Origin of the sequence: Pseudomonas sp. NFR09 (assembly GCF_900111535.1) — a bacterium.
GTDB classification, from domain to species: domain Bacteria; phylum Pseudomonadota; class Gammaproteobacteria; order Pseudomonadales; family Pseudomonadaceae; genus Aquipseudomonas; species Aquipseudomonas extremorientalis.
This window is the reverse complement of the sequence record NZ_FOIH01000009.1, coordinates 22,263-39,189: the sequence shown is the minus strand read 5'-3', so window position 1 is coordinate 39,189 and position 16,927 is coordinate 22,263. Positions and strand designations below refer to the sequence as shown.

At 61.1% G+C, this 16,927-nt stretch carries 19 protein-coding genes; 5 read left to right on the top strand and 14 right to left on the bottom strand.

Translation table 11 applies throughout. The features are described 5' to 3' along the window. Window positions 1–51: 51 nt before the first annotated feature. From thrC to ffh, 9 genes are all read right to left on the bottom strand, one after another. Entirely contained in the window at window positions 52–1,461 is a 1,410-nt protein-coding gene (gene thrC, locus BMX59_RS19975; protein WP_092246747.1) for a threonine synthase, read from the bottom strand. Between the two features lie 67 nt (window positions 1,462–1,528). Continuing rightward, window positions 1,529–2,833: a homoserine dehydrogenase gene (locus tag BMX59_RS19970; RefSeq protein ID WP_092246744.1), complete on the bottom strand. Its 1,305-nt coding sequence runs from the start codon at window positions 2,831–2,833 to the stop codon at window positions 1,529–1,531. 129 nt (window positions 2,834–2,962) lie between these two features. Next, on the bottom strand, window positions 2,963–3,694 hold the full coding sequence (locus BMX59_RS19965; RefSeq protein WP_010207987.1) for a thioredoxin fold domain-containing protein: 732 nt from the start codon (window positions 3,692–3,694) through the stop codon (window positions 2,963–2,965). 139 nt (window positions 3,695–3,833) lie between these two features. Further along, window positions 3,834–4,730: a site-specific tyrosine recombinase XerD gene (xerD, locus tag BMX59_RS19960; protein WP_093125056.1), complete on the bottom strand. Its 897-nt coding sequence runs from the start codon at window positions 4,728–4,730 to the stop codon at window positions 3,834–3,836. A gap of 114 nt (window positions 4,731–4,844) precedes the next feature. After that, window positions 4,845–5,195, bottom strand: a complete 351-nt coding sequence (gene rplS / locus BMX59_RS19955) for a 50S ribosomal protein L19 (protein WP_003175895.1) — start codon at window positions 5,193–5,195, stop codon at window positions 4,845–4,847. Between the two features lie 45 nt (window positions 5,196–5,240). Next, window positions 5,241–6,014 carry a tRNA (guanosine(37)-N1)-methyltransferase TrmD gene (gene trmD / locus BMX59_RS19950; RefSeq protein WP_016971933.1) on the bottom strand — a complete coding sequence of 258 codons (774 nt, stop codon included), beginning with the start codon at window positions 6,012–6,014 and terminating at the stop codon, window positions 5,241–5,243. Further along, window positions 5,996–6,532, bottom strand: a complete 537-nt coding sequence (gene rimM, locus BMX59_RS19945; protein ID WP_053135622.1) for a ribosome maturation factor RimM — start codon at window positions 6,530–6,532, stop codon at window positions 5,996–5,998. The genes trmD and rimM overlap by 19 nt, the downstream gene beginning before the upstream one ends. Window positions 6,533–6,537: 5 nt before the next feature. Then, window positions 6,538–6,789 carry a 30S ribosomal protein S16 gene (rpsP, locus tag BMX59_RS19940; RefSeq protein WP_003175899.1) on the bottom strand — a complete coding sequence of 84 codons (252 nt, stop codon included), beginning with the start codon at window positions 6,787–6,789 and terminating at the stop codon, window positions 6,538–6,540. 251 nt (window positions 6,790–7,040) lie between these two features. Further along, window positions 7,041–8,417, bottom strand: a complete 1,377-nt coding sequence (gene ffh, locus BMX59_RS19935) for a signal recognition particle protein (protein ID WP_003193965.1) — start codon at window positions 8,415–8,417, stop codon at window positions 7,041–7,043. 220 nt (window positions 8,418–8,637) lie between these two features. On the opposite strand from ffh, the gene BMX59_RS19930 reads away from it, so the two are divergent. From BMX59_RS19930 to BMX59_RS19920, 3 genes are all read left to right on the top strand, one after another. Then, the gene (locus BMX59_RS19930) at window positions 8,638–9,450 is read left to right on the top strand and encodes a cytochrome C assembly family protein (protein ID WP_071489286.1); all 813 of its coding nucleotides are present in this window, start codon (window positions 8,638–8,640) and stop codon (window positions 9,448–9,450) included. 12 nt (window positions 9,451–9,462) lie between these two features. After that, window positions 9,463–10,701, top strand: a complete 1,239-nt coding sequence (locus BMX59_RS19925) for a transporter associated domain-containing protein (protein WP_093125051.1) — start codon at window positions 9,463–9,465, stop codon at window positions 10,699–10,701. Window positions 10,702–10,977: 276 nt separating this feature from the next. Then, entirely contained in the window at window positions 10,978–12,291 is a 1,314-nt protein-coding gene (locus BMX59_RS19920) for an MFS transporter (protein WP_093125047.1), read from the top strand. Between the two features lie 102 nt (window positions 12,292–12,393). On the opposite strand, the gene purT is transcribed toward BMX59_RS19920, so the two are convergent. The 5 genes from purT to BMX59_RS19895 form a co-directional block, all read right to left on the bottom strand. Then, window positions 12,394–13,575, bottom strand: coding sequence for a formate-dependent phosphoribosylglycinamide formyltransferase (gene purT, locus BMX59_RS19915; protein WP_093125043.1), 1,182 nt, complete (start codon window positions 13,573–13,575; stop codon window positions 12,394–12,396). Window positions 13,576–13,644: 69 nt separating this feature from the next. Beyond that, on the bottom strand, window positions 13,645–14,112 hold the full coding sequence (locus BMX59_RS19910) for a VUT family protein (RefSeq protein ID WP_032890779.1): 468 nt from the start codon (window positions 14,110–14,112) through the stop codon (window positions 13,645–13,647). 162 nt (window positions 14,113–14,274) lie between these two features. Further along, window positions 14,275–14,490: a DUF1289 domain-containing protein gene (locus BMX59_RS19905; RefSeq protein WP_071489283.1), complete on the bottom strand. Its 216-nt coding sequence runs from the start codon at window positions 14,488–14,490 to the stop codon at window positions 14,275–14,277. Beyond that, complete coding sequence (locus BMX59_RS19900; RefSeq protein ID WP_071489282.1) at window positions 14,487–15,011, bottom strand: gamma carbonic anhydrase family protein; 525 nt, start codon at window positions 15,009–15,011, stop codon at window positions 14,487–14,489. Before BMX59_RS19900 ends, BMX59_RS19905 begins: the two co-directional genes overlap by 4 nt. A gap of 36 nt (window positions 15,012–15,047) precedes the next feature. Further along, window positions 15,048–15,650, bottom strand: a complete 603-nt coding sequence (locus BMX59_RS19895) for a CoA pyrophosphatase (RefSeq protein WP_071489281.1) — start codon at window positions 15,648–15,650, stop codon at window positions 15,048–15,050. Window positions 15,651–15,799: 149 nt separating this feature from the next. On the opposite strand from BMX59_RS19895, the gene BMX59_RS19890 reads away from it, so the two are divergent. Both BMX59_RS19890 and BMX59_RS19885 read left to right on the top strand, forming a co-directional pair. Continuing rightward, entirely contained in the window at window positions 15,800–16,348 is a 549-nt protein-coding gene (locus BMX59_RS19890) for an NUDIX hydrolase (protein ID WP_093125038.1), read from the top strand. Window positions 16,349–16,365: 17 nt separating this feature from the next. Further along, window positions 16,366–16,869 carry a L,D-transpeptidase family protein gene (locus BMX59_RS19885; RefSeq protein WP_071489279.1) on the top strand — a complete coding sequence of 168 codons (504 nt, stop codon included), beginning with the start codon at window positions 16,366–16,368 and terminating at the stop codon, window positions 16,867–16,869. Window positions 16,870–16,927: the final 58 nt, after the last annotated feature.

Sequence of the window (16,927 nt, the reverse complement as noted above, 5' to 3'; positions counted from 1 at the left end):
CGCCGCTGACCCAGGGAAGGGCAAGCGGCGTTTTTGTCTACGCGGTGTGCCTTACAACGGCTTACCCCGGTTGCCATGCTGGCTCACAAACGCCTGCACGGCCGTCAGGTCATTAGCCAACACCGTGCAACGCTCTTCACGCTCGAACAGGTCGGCCAGGTGCACTGGCAACTCCAGCGCCTTGCCAACACCGGCCTTCTCCACCGCTTCCGGGAATTTGACCGGGTGGGCAGTGCCCAGGATGACCATCGGGATATCCAGGCTGCGACGGCATTCACGGGCGGCCCTCACACCGATGGCGGTGTGCGGGTCGAGCAGCTCGCCGGACTGGGCATAGACGTCTGCAATGGTTTCGCAGGTCTGCGCGTCGTCCACGGCCAGGGAGTCGAACAGCTTGCGGGTTTCGGTCCAGCGCTCTTCATCCACACTGAAACCGCCGCCGCGCTTGAAGGTGTCCATCAAGCCAGCAATCGCCGCACCGTTGCGGCCGTGCATGTCGAACAGCAGGCGTTCGAAGTTGGACGAGACCATGATGTCCATGGACGGCGACAGGGTCGCGTGCAGGGTTTCCTTGACGTACTGGTTGCCGCTCATGAAGCGGTGCAGGATGTCGTTGCGGTTGGTAGCGACGATCAACTGGTTGATCGGCAGGCCCATGTTGCGCGCCAGGTAACCGGCGAAAATGTCGCCGAAGTTGCCGGTCGGCACCGAGAAAGACACTGAACGTGCAGGGCCGCCCAACTGCAGCGAGGCGTGGAAGTAGTAGACGATCTGGGCCATGATCCGCGCCCAGTTGATCGAGTTCACCGCCACCAGGCGCGTGCCTTTCAGGAAGCTCTGGTCGGCGAAGCTGTTCTTGACCATTTCCTGGCAGTCATCGAAGTTGCCTTCGATGGCGATGTTATGGATGTTCTCGCCAAAGATGGTGGTCATCTGGCGGCGCTGCACTTCCGACACGCGCTTGTGCGGGTGCAGGATGAAGATGTCGACATTTTCGCAGTGCTTGCAGCCTTCGATGGCCGCCGAACCGGTATCACCGGAGGTGGCGCCGATGATCACCACGCGCTCGCCGCGCTTCTCCAGCACATAATCCAGCAGACGACCCAGCAGTTGAAGGGCGAAGTCCTTGAACGCCAGGGTCGGGCCGTGGAACAACTCCAGGACCCATTCGTTGCCGTTCAGTTGGCGCAGCGGTGCAATGGCGTTGTGGGAAAACACGCCGTAGGTTTCTTCCAGGATCTTCTTGAAATCGGCGTCCGGAATGCTGCCGGTGACGAACGGGCGCATCACGCGGAACGCCAGTTCGTGGTATGGCAGGCCAGCCCAGGATGCGATTTCCTCTTGGGTGAAACGTGGCAGGTTTTCCGGCACGTACAGGCCGCCGTCCGTGGCAAGGCCTGCCAGCAGGACGTCTTCGAAATTCAGGGCCGGTGCCTGGCCGCGGGTGCTGATATAACGCATGACTGGCTCCTCTAGAGCATTCTTGAACAAGGGCCGCCGAACTTGCGGGGCCCTTGCCGCAAAACCATTAGTTCAGGTGTTCGACGCGGATCCGCACCACCGGCCCGACCACGCCTTGCAGGGCTTCCAGGGCGGCGATGGCATCGTTGATATGCTGTTCGAGCACGCGATGGGTGAGCAAGATCATCGGCACCTGGCCGTTTTGCTCCTCGACTTCCTTCTGCATGATCGACTCGATGTTGATACCGCGCTCAGACAGGATGCTCGCCACCTGGGCCAGTACGCCCGGGTGATCCTGGGCCTGGATGCGCAGGTAGTAGGCGCTTTCGCAGGCTTCGATCGGCAGGATCGGGTGGGCCGACAGCGAATCCGGCTGGAAGGCCAGGTGCGGCACACGGTTTTCCGGGTCGCTGGTCATGGCGCGGACCACGTCCACCAGGTCGGCGATCACCGACGAAGCGGTGGGTTCCATGCCGGCACCGGCGCCGTAGAACAGGGTCGAACCGGCCGCATCACCGTTGACCATTACGGCGTTCATCACGCCATTGACGTTGGCGATCAGGCGGTCGGCCGGGATCAGCGTCGGGTGTACCCGCAGTTCGATACCGGCCGGGGTGCTGCGCGCCACGCCCAGGTGCTTGATGCGGTAACCCAGGGCTTCGGCGTAGTTCACATCGGCGGTGGTCAGCTTGGTGATGCCTTCGGTGTAGGCCTTGTCGAACTGCAGCGGAATACCAAAGGCGATGGACGCCAGGATGGTCAGCTTGTGCGCGGCGTCGATACCTTCCACGTCGAAGGTCGGGTCGGCTTCGGCGTAACCCAGGGCCTGGGCTTCGGAGAGGACGTCTTCGAAGGTCCGGCCCTTCTCGCGCATTTCGGTGAGGATGAAGTTGCCGGTGCCGTTGATGATGCCGGCCACCCAGTTGATGCGGTTGGCGGACAGGCCTTCACGGATCGCCTTGATCACCGGAATGCCACCAGCCACCGCAGCCTCGAACGCCACGATCACGCCCTTCTCACGGGCCTTGGCGAAGATTTCGTTGCCGTGCACCGCGATCAGTGCCTTGTTGGCAGTGACCACATGCTTGCCGTTTTCGATGGCCTTGAGTACCAACTCGCGGGCCACGGTATACCCGCCCACCAGTTCGATCACGATATCGATTTCAGGGTTGGTGGCAACGGCGAAGACATCGTTGGTCATCGCAATACCGGTCGTTTCGAACTGAGGCTTTGGCGAACGCGTGGCAATTTGTGCCACTTCAATTCCACGCCCTGCACGGCGGGAAATCTCTTCAGCGTTACGCTGAAGTACGTTGAAGGTGCCGCCACCGACGGTCCCTAACCCACAGATGCCTACTTTGACCGGTTTCACTGAAGAACTCCCCATGAAACGGCCGACACGAGGTCGGCCGTGGAAAACAGCCGCACGACTGCGGCTTTCAATTAGTGGCCTGTCGACTTATCCACAGGCCATGATCGTCAAAGGTTCGACGATGCTGGTTTATTTGGCACTCAGCGCCAGTTTCGCAACTTGTGGTGCCGGCTGGTAGCCCGGAATCACTTGGCCGTCAGCCAAAACGATGGCCGGTGTGCCGTTGACGCCGATGGACTGGCCCAGGGCGAACTGCTTGGAGACCGGGTTGGCGCATTTGGCAGCCTTGATTTCCTTGCCGTCGACCATCTTGTCCATGGCCGCTTTTTTGTCGGCCGAACACCATACGGCTTGCAACTGTTCGTCACCCGGCGAACCCAGGCCCTGGCGCGGGAACGCTACGTAGCGTACTTCCACGCCCAGCTTGTTCAGCGCAGGCACTTCGGCGTGCAGCTTGTGGCAATACGGGCAGGTGGTGTCGGTGAACACGGTGATGTGGGTCTTGGTCTCACCGATAGCCGGGTACACCACGGTCTCGGCCACTGGAATGCCATTGATCAGCTTGGAAACACCCAGGCGTTCGGCTTTTTCAGTCAGGTTGACCGGCTTGCCGTCCTTCAACTGGAACAGGTAGCCCTGGACGATGTACTGGCCATCGGCACTGGCATACAGCACGCGGCTGCCCTTGAGCTTGACTTCGTACAGGCCGGCCATCGGGCTGGCGCTGATGCTCTCGATCGGGGTGTCGAGTTGCAGGTTGGCCAGGCTCTTGCGGATGGTCTGCTCGGCAGCGTCATCGGCGAAGGCAAAGGTGGAAACCAACGCAATGGCTGCGGCGGCAATAATCTGGGTCAAGCGCATGGGAACTCCTGAAGGCAGATGCAGGGACGCGCAGTGACACTGCCTGGAAACACAGGTCTGGGTCGTCCCCTTTGCTAACCGGCAAAGCCTACCACAGTTGGGCCGCAGGGCAGCCCGCGGCCGGATAAATTGGACGTTTTCAGCCTCGCGGGTGGTGCTTGGCGTGCATATCCTGCAAACGCGCGCGCGCCACGTGGGTGTAGATCTGGGTGGTGGATAAGTCGCTGTGGCCGAGCAGCATCTGCACCACACGCAAATCCGCACCGTGGTTGAGCAAATGCGTGGCGAATGCATGGCGCAGTGTGTGCGGCGACAGCGCCTTGCCGATCCCGGCGACCTTGGCCTGGTGCTTGATGCGGTGCCAGAAGGTCTGGCGAGTCATCTGTTCGCCACGCAGGCTGGGGAACAGCACATCGCTTGGGCGCCCACCGAGCAGTTCGCCTCGAGCATCGCGCATGTAGCGCTCGACCCACACAATCGCCTCCTCGCCCATCGGCACCAGCCGTTCCTTGCTGCCCTTGCCCATTACCCGCAACACGCCCTGGCGCAGGTTGACCTGCTCCAGCGTCAGGCTGATCAGCTCGGTCACCCGCAGGCCACAAGCGTAGAGCACTTCGAGCATGGCGCGGTCACGCTGACCGATGGCTTCGCTGAGGTCGGGGGCGGCGAGCAACGCCTCCACGTCGGCTTCCGACAGGGATTTGGGCAATGGCCTGCCAAGTTGTGGCATATCGACTTGCAGGGTGGGGTCGAGGGCGATCAGCTTTTCCCGCAGCAGATAGCGATAAAAACCACGCACACCAGAGAGGAATCGCGCGGTGGAACGTGGCTTGTAGTTCTGCTCCAGACGCCAGGCCAAGTGGTCGAGGATCAGCTCGCGGCCGGCGTTGATCAGTTCGAGGTTTTTCTCCTGCAACCAGCCATTGAACAGCGCCAGGTCGCTGCGGTAGGCCTGACGGGTGTTGTCCGACAGGCCTTTTTCCAGCCACAGGGCGTCGAGGAAACGGTCGATCAGGGGGTGGTCAATGGCAGGCATAGGGGGCTCGAACAGAAAAGTGGGAGAGGCTGCTGGCATCCTATCTCGGACCTCAAATCGCAGGCACAAAAAAGCAGCCCGTAGGCTGCTTTTTTCTGCATCGGAAAGCTGGACTTAAGCCAGTTTTTCCTTGATGCGAGCTGCTTTACCGGACAGGTCACGCAGGTAGTACAGCTTGGCTTTACGTACGTCACCGCGACGCTTGACGGCCATGCTGTCGATTTGCGGGCTGTAGGTCTGGAAAGTACGCTCTACGCCAACACCGTTGGAGATTTTACGAACAGTGAAAGCACTGTTCACACCACGGTTACGCTTGGCGATTACCACGCCTTCGAACGCTTGCAGACGCGAACGGTCGCCTTCCTTCACTTTCACCTGAACGACAATGGTGTCGCCCGGGGCAAAGGTAGGGATCTCTTTGGTCATCTGCTCTGCTTCGAGTGCAAGGATGATTTTGTTAGTCATGCTGTGCTCCTAAGGTAAGTCAATGGACCTACCATCGATACGTTGTTAACTATCGTCCCGCGCGAGGATGTATTCCTCGAGCAGCTTCTTCTCTTCTCCAGAAAGCGAGCGGCTTTCCAGAAGATCGGCGCGTCGTTCATAGGTCCGACCAAGGGACTGCTGTAAACGCCAACGCCGGATGTGTGCGTGATTGCCACTTAGCAATACGTCGGGAACACGCTGATCCGCATACACCTCCGGTCGGGTGTAGTGCGGGCAATCCAGCAAACCATCCGTGAAGGAATCTTCCTCCGCGGAGTCCACATGCCCTAAAGCTCCAGGCAGCAGTCGTGTAACCGCATCTATCAGGACCATCGCCGGCAGCTCGCCACCGGACAGGACATAGTCCCCAATCGACCACTCTTCATCGACATGAGCTTCAATAAAACGCTCGTCAATGCCTTCATAGCGACCGGCAATCAGGATCAGTGCTTCCTCATTCGCCAGTTCGCGGACCCCAGCCTGTTTCAGCTGACGGCCTTGAGGGGACAGGTAAATCACCTTCGCCTTCTCCCCGGCGGCGGCCTTGGCCTGAACCAATGCGTCTTCCAGGGGCTTGATCTTCATCACCATGCCCGGGCCACCGCCAAATGGGCGATCGTCCACAGTGTGATGTCGATCCGTCGTGTAGTCTCGCGGGTTCCAACAGGTGAGCTGCAACAGCCCCTGTTTCACCGCCCGACTGGTGATGCCGTACTCGCTGATGGCGGAAAACATCTCGGGAAACAAACTGATCACTTCAATGCGCAAATTAGCCACGCTTAGAAGTCCGCGTCCCATTCCACCTTCATCTCGCCCGCTGCCAGGTCGACGGCCAACACACATTGCTCGGTATACGGCAACAGGCGTTCGCGATCATCCAGGCTGCCAGCGCAAGGCTTGACCACCATTACATCATTGGCGCCGGTTTCCAGAAGATGATCGATTTTCCCGAACAGTTGCCCGAGTTGATCAATAACCTTCAGACCTTCCAGCTGGTACCAGTAGTACTCGCCGTCGGTCAATTCAGGGAACAGGTTGCGCGGCACGCAGATCTCATAACCGGCCAGAAGACGAGCTTCTTCACGATCATCAAGACCCTTGAGCTTTGCGACCAGGAACTTGTCGCTCCCGCGTCCACTGACCAGCTCGACCTGTTTCACACTACCCTCGCGCTTGAGCGTCCAGGTTTTGTACTGCAACAGGTTTTCAGTCGGATCAGTAAAGGAATACACCTTCACTTCGCCGCGAACGCCATGAACCGAGTAAATCTTGCCGATAACGATCAAATCATCAGCAACAGCTGGCGTCGCGTTCATATTGCTCAGGCTGCGGCCTTAGCCGAGTCCTTCAACAGTTTTGCAACGCGCTCGGATGGCTGTGCACCCACGCTCAGCCAGTAGGCTACGCGCTCTTGGTTCACGGACAGACGAACTTCTTGACCACGAGCAACAGGGTTGAAGAAACCAACCTGTTCCTTGTGCGAACCGTCGCGCGGGTTGCGGCTGTCGGTTACGGTCAAGTGGTAAAACGGGCGCTTTTTGGAGCCGCCAAGGGCAAGACGGATTGTTAGCATGTGAACATCGTTCCTGTAGTCGGTGCTGCAAATCTAAATGCACAGCGGGCATAGGTGCCCGAAAGGCCGCATATTCTAAGGAATATCCGGACTTTTGCAAATGTCTTTTTCCGGCGCCTATCAGCGTGCCATCCAGATTTGCTATAGAGCCGTCGGTTAAAACGGCGAGTCAGCGCCCGCCAACGGCGGGTTTGCTGGAGATCCCACATCCCTGTGGGTCGGAGCAGGAGCTGGGCCCCCGCTCGAATTCTTTACATCTTGGGCATGCCACCGCCGGGCAACATACCGCCCATGCCGCGCATCATCTTGGCCATACCGCCCTTGGCGGAGAACTTCTTCATCATCTTCTGCATCTGCTTGTGCTGCTTGATCAAGCGACCGATGTCCTGCACCTGGGTGCCGGAACCCATGGCGATCCGACGCTTGCGCGAACCGCTGATCAGCTCAGGGTCGCGGCGCTCGGCCGGGGTCATGGAGTTGATGATGGCTTCCATCTGCTTGAACTGCTTCTCTGCCGCGCCCTGGGCATTGCCCATCTGCGCCAGGTTCACACCGCCGATGTTCGGCAGCTTGTCCATCAGGCCGCCGAGGCCGCCCATGTTCTTCATCTGTTGCAGCTGGTCGCGGAAGTCTTCGAGGTCGAAGCCCTTGCCCTTCTTCAGCTTCTTGGCCAGCTTGTCGGCCTTGTCCTTGTCGAGGGTGGCTTCGGCCTGTTCGATCAGGCTGAGCACATCGCCCATGCCGAGAATGCGCGAGGCGATACGCTCCGGGTGGAACGGCTCGAGCGCTTCACTCTTCTCGCCCATACCGATGAACTTGATCGGCTTACCGGTGATGGCACGTACCGACAGCGCTGCACCGCCACGGGCGTCGCCGTCGACCTTGGTGAGGATCACGCCGGTCAGCGGCAACGCGTCGCCGAAGGCCTTGGCGGTGTTGGCCGCATCCTGGCCGGTCATGGCGTCGACCACGAACAGGGTCTCGACCGGGTTGATCGCGGCATGCAGCGCCTTGATCTCGCCCATCATCTCTTCATCGATGTGCAGGCGACCGGCGGTATCGACGATGACCACGTCGATGAACTTGAGCTTGGCTTCTTTAATGGCGGCGTTGGCGATGTCGACCGGCTTCTGGCTCAGGTCGGACGGGAAGAAGGTCACGCCCACTTCGCCTGCGAGCATTTCCAACTGCTTGATGGCCGCCGGACGGTACACGTCGGCCGACACCACCATCACAGACTTCTTCTTGCGCTCTTTAAGGAAGCGCGCCAGCTTGCCGGCGGTGGTGGTCTTGCCCGCACCTTGCAGACCCGCCATCAGGACGACAGCCGGCGGCACAGCGCTGAGGTTCAGGTCTTCGTTGGCCGCGCCCATCAGGCTTTCGAGTTCGGCCTGGACGATCTTCACAAACGCCTGGCCCGGGGTCAGGCTGCGGGACACCTCGGTGCCCACCGCGCGCTCTTTGACCGAGTTGACGAAGTCCTTCACCACCGGCAAGGCCACGTCGGCTTCCAGCAACGCCATGCGCACTTCACGCAGGGTGTCTTTAATATTGTCCTCGGTCAGCTTGGCCTTGCCGGTAACGTGGCGCAGCGTCTGCGAGAGACGGTCAGTCAGATTTTCAAACATGCGCGATCCTTTCAGGCCCTATTCATAGACCGAGGTAATGGCGGCCCAGGCTGTGGTAAATCGCTATTAAAAACAGCGCTCGGCGAGCCTGCGGCGTGGGCAGGTCGCGGATTATAGCGAAGACTGCGTCCATGCACACCCGCTGTCTGGCCCGGGAGTCTTTCGTGTTGCGCGGGGGTATGCCAAACTCAGCGCCTTTCGGGCTTGCCTAACAGGATTTATGCTCCCTTTGTCACCCAGTTTGCTACCCAGCCTCGCCGCCGCCATCTTGTACGCCGCTGCGACCGTCTATCAGGGCACTCGTCTGGCCCAGGGCACCAAGGCGGACAAACGCCTGTTGGTAGGCCTTGGCGTCCTCGCCTTGCTCGCCCATGCCGCGAGCCTGTTCACGCACTTGATGACGCCGGTCGGCCTGGCCTTGGACTTTTTCAGCGCCGCCAGCCTGATCGCCGCAGCCGTTATCGCGCTGACACTGATGGCCTGCTACCGGATCCCGGTCGAGAACCTGCTGGTACTGCTCTTCCCGCTGGGCATGCTGACGGTGCTGCTGGCGCAATTCGCGCCTACCGGTACGGTGCCGGTGATCGATGAAGAGCCAGGCATCCTTGCCCACATCCTGCTGTCGATCCTGGCCTATGGCATGTTCACCATCGCAGTGTTCCAGGCCTTGCTCCTGCTGCTGCAGGACCACCAGCTCAAGCACAAGCACCCGTCCGGGCTGATCAAGAACTTCCCGCCGCTGCAAACCATGGAAAGCCTGCTGTTCGGCTTCCTGTGGGCCGGCTGGACCTTGCTCTCGCTGTCGCTGATCTCCGGCTGGCTGTTCTTCGAAAACCTGTTCGCCCAGCACCTGGTGCACAAGACCCTGCTGGCCTGCCTGGCCTGGATCGTGTTCAGCGTCCTGCTGTGGGGCCGCAACCGCCTCGGCTGGCGCGGGCACAAGGCGATCCGCTGGACCCTGGCCGGTTTCTGCCTGCTGATGCTGGCCTATTTCGGCAGCAAGCTGGTTCGCGAATACATCCTGCATATCTGACGGGCGGCGATCATGGACAACTTGCCCCTGGAGCCGATGCTCGCGGTAATCGCCCTGCTGGTGTTATGGGCCGCGCTGTTTACTGCCATCGAAGCCGCCCAGCAACACTTGCTGGCCCTGCGCCCCGGAACACGCCAGGGCGACAAGGCCGCCACCCGCCTGAGCTTTCCGCGTAACAGCCTGATCCTGTGCAACAGCCTGTGTCGCGCCGCCGTGGTCATCCTGTGCACGCTGCTGGCCATATACGCCTGGGCGCAGAACGGGCCGTGGCTCGGCTGGCTGATCTCCTGCGCGACCCTGTTGATCCTGGCCGACTACCTGCCCCGCGCCCTGGCCACCCGCTATCCGCAAGCGGTACTGGGCTTCGGCAATACGCTGCTGGGCGTGCCACTCAAAATCGTCTACCCCCTGGCCTGGCTGCTCAATGGTATCAGTCTGTTGCTGCTGCGCCCGTTCGCGCGCAAGACCGGCGTGGTGAAGAAGAGCGACGAACCGCTGCCTGACCATGATGACGAACCCGAACCCGAGATCGCCGAAGGCCGTACCCCCGGCATGCCGGGCATCCACGCTCTGGACAACATCACCGTCAACGACATCCTGGTGCCCCGCAGCGAAGTGGACGGCATCAACCTGGATGACTCGATCGAGGAGATCATCGAGCAGCTGCGCACCTCCCAGCGCACGCGCCTGCCGGTGTTCCACAGTGATATCAACCAGGTCGAAGCCGTGCTCAACACGCGGCAGATCCAGCACCTGTTGCCCGACGCGAGCCTGACCAAAGAGGCGTTGCTCGCGGCCTGCCACGAGCCCTACTTCGTCCCGGAAAGCACTCCGCTGCAACTGCAACTGCTGAATTTCCACAAACAGCAGCGTCGCCTGGGCATGGTGGTGGATGAATACGGCGAAGTACTCGGCATCGTGACCCTGGAAGATATCCTCGAAGAAATCGTCGGTGAATTCGAAAGCGAACAGAGTGCGGACAACCCGCATATCGAAGCGCAACCGGATGGCCGCTACATCATCGACGGCGCCGCCTCGATCCGCGAATTGAACAAGAGCCTGAACTGGCACCTGCCCAGCGACGGCCCCAAGACACTCAACGGCCTGGTCACCGAGGCGCTGGAGACCATTCCGGATTGCGCGGTGTGCCTGAAAATAGGCCGCTACCGCCTGGAAATCCTCGAGACCGAGGACAACCGGGTGAGCAAGGTGCTGATCTGGCATACCAGCCGGATGCCGGTCGCCGCTTAGTTCCCAGACAAAACACAACCACATAATGTGGGAGGGGCTTGCCCTTCCCACATTTTGACTTGTTGTGTGTTCAAACCCCTTCCTATAATCGGGACGGCTTACCAGAGCCCCGCCCGACTGCGTGCTACCCGCACTGAACGCGTCCAGGCACCGCTTTACAGTGTCTGACCGGTGTTCGCTCCCATCCCGAGCCGCCCCGCGCACAACCCTGATCCATGGGTGTTCGACCAATAATAATCCGCGTCCAAACGCGCACTGACCGTCAGGGATATCGCCATGAGCACCACCTACAACGAGGCCGCACCTGCTGCCGCCCCGACCAACTCGACCGCACGGGTCGCCACGGCGAGCATCGTCGGCACCGCCATCGAGTTCTACGACTTCTATATCTACGCCACGGCTGCTGCGCTGGTGATCGGCCCGGTGTTCTTCCCGCAGACCTCCGGCACCGCGCAGATGCTGGCGTCATTCCTGACCTTCGGTATCGCCTTCATCGCCCGCCCACTGGGGTCGGCGCTGTTCGGCCACTTTGGCGACCGTATCGGGCGCAAATCGACCCTGGTGGCCTCGCTGCTGCTGATGGGCGTGTGCACCACGCTGATCGGCTTGCTGCCCGGTTATGACAGCATCGGCGCCTGGGCGCCGATCCTGTTGTGTGTACTGCGTTTCGGCCAGGGCCTGGGCCTGGGCGGCGAATGGGGCGGCGCGGCGCTGTTGGCGACCGAGAATGCGCCCAAGGGCAAACGCGCCTGGTTCGGCATGTTCCCGCAACTCGGCCCTTCGATCGGATTCCTGGCAGCCAACGGCTTGTTCCTGATCCTGGCCATGAGTCTCAGCGATGAGCAATTCCGCAGTTGGGGCTGGCGCATCCCGTTCATCCTCAGCGCGGCGCTGGTGATGGTAGGCCTGTACGCGCGGCTGAAGCTGCACGAAACGCCGGTGTTCGCCAACGCCGTCGCCCAGCACGCGCCGGTCAAAGTGCCGTTGGTGGAGCTGTTCAGCCAGCACTGGCTGCCGGTGTTGCTGGGCGCTGCGTCGATGGTGGTGTGCTACGCGCTGTTCTATATCACCACGGCGTTTTCCCTGAGCTATGGCGTGTCGACCTTGGGCTACAGCCGTGAAACCTTCCTCGGCCTGCTGTGCTTCGCGGTACTGTTCATGGGCTTGGCAACGCCGCTGGCGGCGCTGGCCAGTGATCGTTATGGGCGTAAACCGGTGCTGATTGCTGGTGCAGTCCTGGCGATTCTGTCGGGTTTTACCATGGAGCCGTTGCTGACCCATGGTTCAACCTGGGCCGTGGCGTTGTTCCTGGCGTTGGAGCTGTTCTTGATGGGCGTGACCTTCGCGCCGATGGGCGCCATGCTGCCGGAACTGTTCCCGACCCGCGTGCGTTATACCGGCGCTTCGGCGGCGTATAACCTGGGTGGGATTGTCGGGGCATCTGCCGCGCCGTTCTTCGCGACCAAGCTGGTGGCGATGGGTGGGCTGAGTTATGTCGGTGGGTATGTGTCGGCGGCAGCGTTGCTGAGCTTGATTGCGGTGCTGTGCCTGAAAGAGACGCGGGATAATGATTTGAATCGCGTGGGCTGATAGACCGCTATCGGGGGCAAGCCCCCTCCCACATTGAATGTATTCACAAATCTAACTCTGTGAACTGGATCAAGTGTGGGAAGGGGCTTGCCCCCGATGCTTTCAGAGCTCTACCACCACTGCCTGGGAAGCCCGGGTCGCCTTGGTACGGGCTGCTTCAATCGACTCATCCCGCGCCAACGCCACGCCCATGCGGCGCTGGCCATTCACTTCGGGCTTGCCGAACAGGCGCAGCGCGGTATCAGGTTCGCTCAACGCGGCGCCGAGGTTGGCGAACGCCGTCTGGGTCGACTGCCCTTCCACCAGGATCACCGCCGAGGCCGAAGGCCCGAACTGACGGATCAACGGGATCGGCAGGCCCAGGATGGCGCGCGCGTGCAGCGCAAACTGCGACAGGTCCTGGGAAATCAGGGTCACCAAACCGGTGTCATGCGGGCGCGGCGACACTTCGCTGAACCACACCTGATCCCCCTTGATGAACAACTCCACGCCAAACAGGCCACGGCCACCCAGGGCCTCGGTCACCGCCTTGGCAACGCGCTCGGATTCCGCCAGGGCAATCGGACTCATGGCCTGTGGCTGCCAGGATTCCTGGTAGTCGCCCTTCTCCTGACGATGGCCGACGGGCGCGCAGAAGGTGGTGCCGCCGATGTGACGCACGGTCAGCAGGGTGATTTCGTAATCGAAGTCGATAAAGCCTTCGATGATCACACGGCCTTTACCTGCACGGCCGCCTTCCTGGGCGTAGTCCCAGGCTTTCTGCACGTCCTCGACGCTGCGCAGCAGGCTCTGGCCCTTGCCCGACGAACTCATCACCGGCTTGACCACGCACGGGAAGCCAAGGTCCTGCACGGCCTTGCTGTAGTCTTCGAAGGTATCGGCGAAGTGGTACGGCGAGGTTGGCAGGTCCAACTCTTCGGCGGCCAGGCGGCGGATGCCTTCGCGGTTCATGGTCAGCGAGGTGGCGCGTGCGGTCGGGATCACGGTGAAGCCTTCGGCTTCCAGTTCCACCAGGGTGGCGGTCGCGATGGCTTCGATTTCCGGCACGATGAAGTGCGGTTTTTCCGCCTCGATCACCGCTCGCAGGGCGGTGCCGTCGAGCATGTTGATCACGTGGCTACGGTGCGCAACCTGCATGGCCGGCGCGTTGGCGTAGCGATCCACGGCAATCACTTCAACGCCCAGGCGTTGCAGCTCGATTACCACTTCCTTGCCCAGCTCACCGCAGCCACACAGCAAAACGCGGGTCGCGGTTGGCGACAATGGAGTTCCGATTCGGGTCATCTCAGGTCCTCAGGGGAGCGGATCATTGGGAGAAAGGCCGGCATTTTACATGAACTGCAGGAATAGGCCTCAGTTGGCGACAGCCCGCTTGCGGATGCGCCAGGCCATGATCAGCCACACCACCGTGACCCCGGCGAACTTCGACGCCAGTGCAGTACCCACTACCGCCGGCGTGAGCGCGCCGATCAGGCCGAAGAAGATAAAGGTGTCGAGGGGAATGCTCAGCGCCGAACTGATCCACAGGCGGTCGTGCAGCGGACGCTTGGTGATGCTGAACACCAGCCAGTCGATGCACTCGGACACCGCGAACGCGGTGGCGCTGGCCAGGGCGATGGCCGGGTCGGACGTGACATACGACAGCACCAGCGCGGCCAGCATGGCGATGATTGCGCCATGGCCGAAGCGGGTTTGCACCATGTCGCGCAGGATAAAGACCAGGCCACCCCAGGCGGACCAGATGACATCCAGGTGCGGGGCGGTGGAGAAGGCGAAGTTGATCAGCACGACGCTGCTGATGTAGGCGATCAGGAAGAGCATGGGGATGGACCTGTGAACAAGGGGCACAGGGTACTTCACATTTTGAAATATGTCGTCTGGGATGGCCCTATCGGGGGCAAGCCCCCTCCCACATTTTGACTGCATTCCTACAGACTGAACGCGGCCAACTGTGGGAGGGGGCTTGCCCCCGATAGCGTTGGTTCAGGCGCCGGATTTATTAGAGGCCATAAACACCAATCCACTCGCCACCGCCCGCTCATGACACAACCCCAGCACCACCCGGCGCTCGGCGTTATCCATGCGGCTCCAACGCGTTATCTCATCCACCGTACGCTGGCAGCCGGTGCAAATATCGTCATCGTCCAGCGCGCAAATGCTCACGCACGGCGACGCAACGGGGCGTTCAATCGGATTCATTCTTCCTGCTCGACCAGATCCCGCGCATAACGCTGTGCGTTGTGCACATAGTGCGCGGCGCTGGCTTCGAGCATGCGTTTCTGCGCGTCGGTCAGTTCACGCACCACCTTGCCCGGCGAGCCCATCACCAGCGAACCATCGGGGATTTCCTTGCCTTCGCCGATCAGCGAATTGGCGCCGATGATGCAGTGCTTGCCGATCTTGGCGCCGTTGAGGATCACCGCATTGATGCCGATCAGGCTGTAATCGTCCACCGTGCAGCCGTGCAACATGGCGTTATGCCCAATGGTCACGCCGGTGCCCAGGGTCAACGGGTAGCCCATGTCGGTGTGCATCACGCTGCCATCCTGCACGTTGCTGTTCTTGCCGATCAGGATCAGTTCGTTGTCACCGCGCAACACCGCGTTGAACCACACGTTGGCGCCCTCCTCCAGCTTGACCTTGCCCACCAGCGTGGCATTGGGTGCCACCCAGCTCTGTGGATGAGTCTCGACGCGGGCGTCGCCCAGGCGGTATTTCATGGTTTTTCCTCACGGCGTTGCCATTCAAGCGATGGCTCAAGTATTGATGAAGCTCTTGGGTGGCTGGTGCAGGCTGATCTTGGCATCGTCATAGAGCAGATTGATCAGCTCGACGATCATGATGGCCGTCAGCCCCCAGATCTTGTATTCGCCAAACCGATAGCTGGGCACGTACCAACTGCGGCCCTGGTAATCGATCCGGTGGGTATGTTCGCGTGGGTCTTGTCGGAAGAAGTCCAAGGGCACGCTGAAAACCGCGGCAATCTCGGCATCGTTGGCCAAGTACTCGACGTAATCGGGGATCACGCCGACATACGGCGTGACCCGAATGCCATGCAGCGAGATCAAGGGGCTCAGCGGGCCGATCACTTCGACCAGCCCGGGCGGCAGGCCGATTTCTTCTTCGGCCTCGCGCAGCGCGGTGAAGATCAGGTCCGGGTCTTCGGGGTCGCGCCGCCCGCCCGGAAAGGCCACTTCGCCACCATGGGTCGACAGGCCACTGGCGCGCAGGGTCAGGATCAGCTCAGGTTCGTCACTGCGGGTAATCGGCACCAGCACCGCAGCCTCGGGGAAACGCCCGTCGGTTTCAAGCGTGTGGGGGGTGTGGTTGCTTACCCGGCGAAGTAGCTCGTCCAGCATGAGTCATCTCGGTCTGTTGGCTACCTTGCATCATGCACCAAAGCTCGCGGGTGCCCAACCCCAAAACCCGCCCGGTGTCGCTAAACGACAACTTGTTGCAGCGCCCTGCCCGTCACGCCAAGATAGACGCACTTTCCAGGAACCCCAGCATGAATTTCTGCAGCCAGTGCGGTAAACCGGTTACCCAACGCATCCCCGAAGGCGACGGCCGCCTGCGCTTTGTGTGTGATCACTGCTCGACCATCCACTACCAGAACCCCAATATCGTCGCCGGCACCGTGCCGGTATGGGGCGATAAAGTGCTGCTGTGCCGCCGCGCCATCGAGCCGCGCCTGGGCTACTGGACGCTGCCCGCCGGCTTCATGGAAAACGGCGAGACCGTGGAACAGGCCGCCATGCGCGAAACCCTGGAAGAAGCCTGCGCCCGCGTGCACAACCTGAGCATCTACACCCTGATCGACGTGCCGCATATCAATCAGGTGCATATTTTCTACCGCGCCGACCTGCTTGACCTGGACTTCGCCGCCGGCCCCGAAAGCCTGGAAGTGCAGTTGTTCGACGAAGCCGACGTCCCTTGGTCCGAGCTGGCGTTCCGCACGGTCGGGCGTACCCTCGAATACTTTTTTTCTGACCGTCGGCAGCAGGCCTTCCCGGTGCGCAGCGAGGCTGTAGAGCCGCGGGTGTTGCCCGCTCCATGACTAGGGATACCGTTTTAATGCGTTGGTTGCTTGCCCTTATCTGCCTGTCGTTCGCGACCCTGTCATCAGCCTCGACCGTGGAAACCCTGGGCGGCAAGACCGTCGAAAAGGTCCTGGTGCTCAAGTCCGCCCATCAGTTGCAGTTGATCAACGACGGCAAGCCGCTCAAGACCTACCGCATTTCCCTGGGCAAGAACCCCAAGGGCCACAAGCTGATCGAGGGTGACCGCCGCACGCCAGAGGGCCTGTACTGGATCGACTGGCGCAAGACCAGCGACCGCTTCAACCTGGCCATGCACATCTCCTACCCCAATATCAGCGACGCCGCCCGCGCCCGCCGCGAAGGCGTGAAGCCCGGCAGCATGATCATGATCCACGGCACGCCCGACAGCGAAGAGTACCCGGAACAGTGGTTCCATACCCTGGACTGGACCGACGGCTGCATCGGCATGCGCAACGTGGACATGCGCGAAGTGTGGAACCTGGTCAAGGACGGCACCCTGATCGAGATTCGTCCGTAATCTCGTACCGTTCGTAAAATAATTCGAAAAAAATCCCGCCCCCCCTCTGTGCCCGCCG